Here is a 3,759-nt window from a genome sequence, read left to right on the forward strand (position 1 = left end):
TATGAACAAAATTTTCCTTTAAACCTGCCTAGCAGCACCTATCAGATGCTATGTGAGAGCGAAGCTCAGTTTGGTGATAAAAAAGCCCTTACCTTTGTTTTGAATGCTACGCAGTATCAAAACAGCACAAGCTATAGCTATCGGGAACTATTGGCATATATACGTCAAACGGCTAATATGCTTTATTCGTTGGGCGCCGATAAAGATACGGTCATCGCGATATTGTTGCCAAATTTACCCGAAACTCACTTTTGTATCTGGGGCGGTGAGGCAACGGGTATTATTTTTCCGATTAACCCATTGCTTGAACCGTCTGTGATTGCTGGCTTATTAAATGAAGTCAAAGCAACGTTTCTGATCACGCTTGCGCCAATACCAAGCCAAGATAACAAGCCGCAGCTTTGGGACAAGGCCGTAGCGGTTGCCAAGCTTACCCCAAGTTTGCAGCATATCATTGGGGTGACAATTGCTCATCATGTTGCGCATCAACTTAATATAACCTTGCCAGATACAAGTAAAGAATTTGTACAGCAGTTACCACAGACGATCACCTATCATGATTTTTACACGGGAATGGCAAACCAGCCTAAAGATAGATTAATTAACCCCCGTACCATTGTGGCTGAGGAGCTATCTTCATTCTTTGGAACCGGTGGTACAACTGGCACGCCCAAAATTGCCATGCGCAATCATAAAAATGAAGTCGCCAATGTCTTGCAAGCGCGGGCATTGTTTGGTGAAGACATGCTAAATCAAGGTAATGTCGTGCTGTGTGGACTGCCGCTATTTCACGTCAATGCCGTCATGGTCACAGGATCGTTACCATTATCGATGGGTGGTGAAATTCTGCTAGTTTCGCCAGAGGGCTATCGCGGCGATGGGGTTATGGCAAATTTTTGGGCGATTATTGCGCATTATCGCGTGAGTTTTTTTAGTGGTGTGCCTACGCTTTTTGCTGGATTATTAAATCTACCTATTGGCGACCATGATATTGCTAGTTTAAAGCAGTGTTTGTGTGGCGCAGCCCCGATGCCGATAGAAGTATTCAAGCAATTTGAAAAACAAACAGGGGTACAAATCATTGAAGCGTATGGTATGACGGAAGGCAATTGTGGTAGTTCAGCCAATCCAAGATTTGGGGAGAAGAAAATTGGTTCAATAGGGCTACGTTTCCCGTATCAGCCTATGCAAGTGATGATACTTGATGATCATGGCAAGTTTGTGCGAGTTGCCAGCACAGGCGAGGTGGGCAATATTTGTATTAGCGGCGATAATGTGTTTGTCGGCTATTATTTGGCGCAGCAAAATCAAGGGATTTGGGTAACTGACACTGACAATCAAACTTGGTTTAATTCCGGCGATTTGGGCTATCAAGATGCAGACGGCTACTTTTTCTTGACGGGTAGAAAAAAAGAGTTAATTATCCGTGGGGGACACAATATTGACCCAAAAATGATAGAAGAGGTGGTTTATCAATATGACGGGGTAGCCGGCTGTGCTGCCATTGGTAAGCCTGATAGCTATACAGGCGAGTTACCTGTTTTATTCGTTGCCCCTAAGCCGGGTGTCAGCTTAGACACTGACAAACTCATGCAATTTTGCCAACAAAACATTGGTGAAAAAGCGGCGATTCCTAAAGCCATCTACGTGATTGATGCATTACCTTTAACGGCAGTGGGTAAAGTATTTAAACCTGCACTAAAACGTCAAGCGACCGTGATGGCTGTCAGTGAATTACTGCAACAACATCATATCAAGGCTACCGTCAGCAGCAAAGACGACCCTACTTATGGGTTCATTGTACTAGTCAAGCTAGAGGGCGATGCGTCACATCAACCCCAAGCCAAGACAGTGTTAGACCAGTTAGCTATTCATTGGCAGTGGGATGAATAGGTTTTTAACTGATCAAAGCAACCACCTGATTAAGCGATGGTACAAGACAAGCGGTAATATGTATGATTCATAGAAAATGTTAAGAAAACGTTAAATTGAAACGATTTCTATGAATCATACCCATCAACACATATCCTAAAAACTTGTCAAACAACCCTAGCCACTCATCTTCACTCAGCTTGATATTGCCTTCATGGTCGGTGCTTACAATAGATTGAGCAAGTTTGGCGGCAGGATTCCACCAAGGGTTATAATGAATCACCGTGTCGGCGGCGGTCAGGTTTAGTCTCACGCCGCCTGCTTTTAGGCTAATCAAAAATACAGGCACTTGCCCCGATTGGAATGTCTCAATCGCCTCGCTACGTTTTTGGCTGACATATTATACCAAACCCAATAATTACAGTATTGCTCATGACGAGCAGTGAGGAGTATGGCAGGGGCAGGCGGTTATCGTGAACATGATATTTTGGTTTTAACTGAAACAGGCGCTGACAATATCACAGGCTTCGCCTATGGTCCTGCGCATAACATTATCAGTTAGCTTACTTTAGCATGACTTACTACCAACCAAGGGGAAACTAAATGACAACTTTTGCACTTTCACCCACTGCCGTAGCAATGCAACAACCAGCTGCCGAGCCGTATGTTAAAGATCCTGTGTTACTCAAAAAAGCCGCCAAAGCCAGTTTTATTGGTAACTTTGTCGAGTGGTTTGATTACGCATCGTATGGCTATTTTGCCACTGTCATCGCTAGCGTATTTTTTGCTAAAACCGATGCAACCGTCGCATTGATGTCAACTTATGCAATTTTTGTGCTATCCTTTATTGTCCGTCCGTTTGGGGATATTTTTTGGGGACATATTGGCGATAAATACGGTCGGAAAACCATGCTGATCATCGCATCTGTATTGTTTATCGCGTTGACAGTGCCTTTGTTTCATATGCTAAGCCTGGGTGGGTTTTTAACCATTGTGTTGATTCAACTGGTGTTCTCGCTCTTATTATCCGTCAATGACGGTACACTACCGGCATTTTTAAGTGAGATTTTCCCAGTCGAGGTACGTTATTCAGGTTTTGCTTTCACCTTTAATTCAGCCAATGCCCTACTCGGCGGCACAACTCCCTTGATGGCAACTTGGTTAATGAGCAAAACAGGCAGTCAAATCGCGCCAGCTTGGTTATTGGTGATAGCAAGCGTAATTGCGCTGGTAGCAACGGTGATGTATAAAAAATCCGATAGTGTGTCGATGCTAGAAAAAGGTTAGAAAGACGTTAGAAAAACGTTAAAAAAATAGTGGATTAACCACGGTTATCAATAACCCCATGAAGTTAATTTAAGTTTTTTCCCAAAGTGGTTTTAGCCAACCTTGTTTGCTAGAATCACTTTTTTTATCCCCCATTTTTTAGGAATTGCCAGTGACTCGTAAACCTGCTTTCGCTACCAACCAATCCCCTAACACGCGCAATCATGCGACGATGGGTGGCTTGCAAGTCATTGTGGCGGCTATCTGTTGGGGCACGCTGGGTATCTTTACCACTTATCTACATCAACTGGGTTTTGATAGTGTGCAAATTGCCATTTTAAGAGTGGTGACCGCTGCTATGATGCTACTGATATTATTGCCATCGTTGTGGACATCCATTAGGCAGTTGTCATTTGGCGAGATATTGCAGTTGAGCCTACAATCGTTGATTGGTGTGTTAGGCATGACGGTTTGCTATTTTATCGCGGTCAATTTTGTGGGCGCGGGCATTGCCGTATCGCTACTATATACGGCGCCGATTTTTAGTTTGGTATTGGCATTTTTTTTATTAGGTTGTGTTGAACATTTAATATACAAAAGAACATAATGAGGAAATTTTGA

The 3,759-nt window shown here is 43.4% G+C and carries 3 protein-coding genes and 1 pseudogene; 3 read left to right on the top strand and 1 reads right to left on the bottom strand.

The genetic code is table 11. The features are described 5' to 3' along the window. The coding region (locus RT143_RS12080; RefSeq protein WP_313093310.1) for an acyl-CoA synthetase at positions 1-1,893 on the top strand (1,893 nt) is incomplete at its 5' end. 139 nt (positions 1,894-2,032) lie between these two features. Here the strand turns inward: RT143_RS12080 and RT143_RS12085 are convergent. Beyond that, positions 2,033-2,266, bottom strand: a pseudogene (locus tag RT143_RS12085) (helicase-related protein); the annotation flags it as partial. 245 nt (positions 2,267-2,511) lie between these two features. Between RT143_RS12085 and RT143_RS12090 the strand changes: the two are divergent. Together RT143_RS12090 and RT143_RS12095 are read left to right on the top strand one after the other, a co-directional pair. After that, positions 2,512-3,159, top strand: a complete 648-nt coding sequence (locus RT143_RS12090) for an MFS transporter (RefSeq protein ID WP_313093314.1) — start codon at positions 2,512-2,514, stop codon at positions 3,157-3,159. 151 nt (positions 3,160-3,310) lie between these two features. Then, positions 3,311-3,745 (top strand): DMT family transporter, encoded by a 435-nt coding sequence (locus RT143_RS12095; protein WP_313093312.1) that lies wholly within the window; start codon positions 3,311-3,313, stop codon positions 3,743-3,745. Positions 3,746-3,759 lie beyond the last annotated feature (14 nt).

It is taken from the genome of Moraxella sp. CTOTU48268 (genome assembly GCF_032069585.1).
In the GTDB taxonomy this organism is placed as follows: Bacteria; Pseudomonadota; Gammaproteobacteria; order Pseudomonadales; family Moraxellaceae; genus Faucicola; species Faucicola cinerea.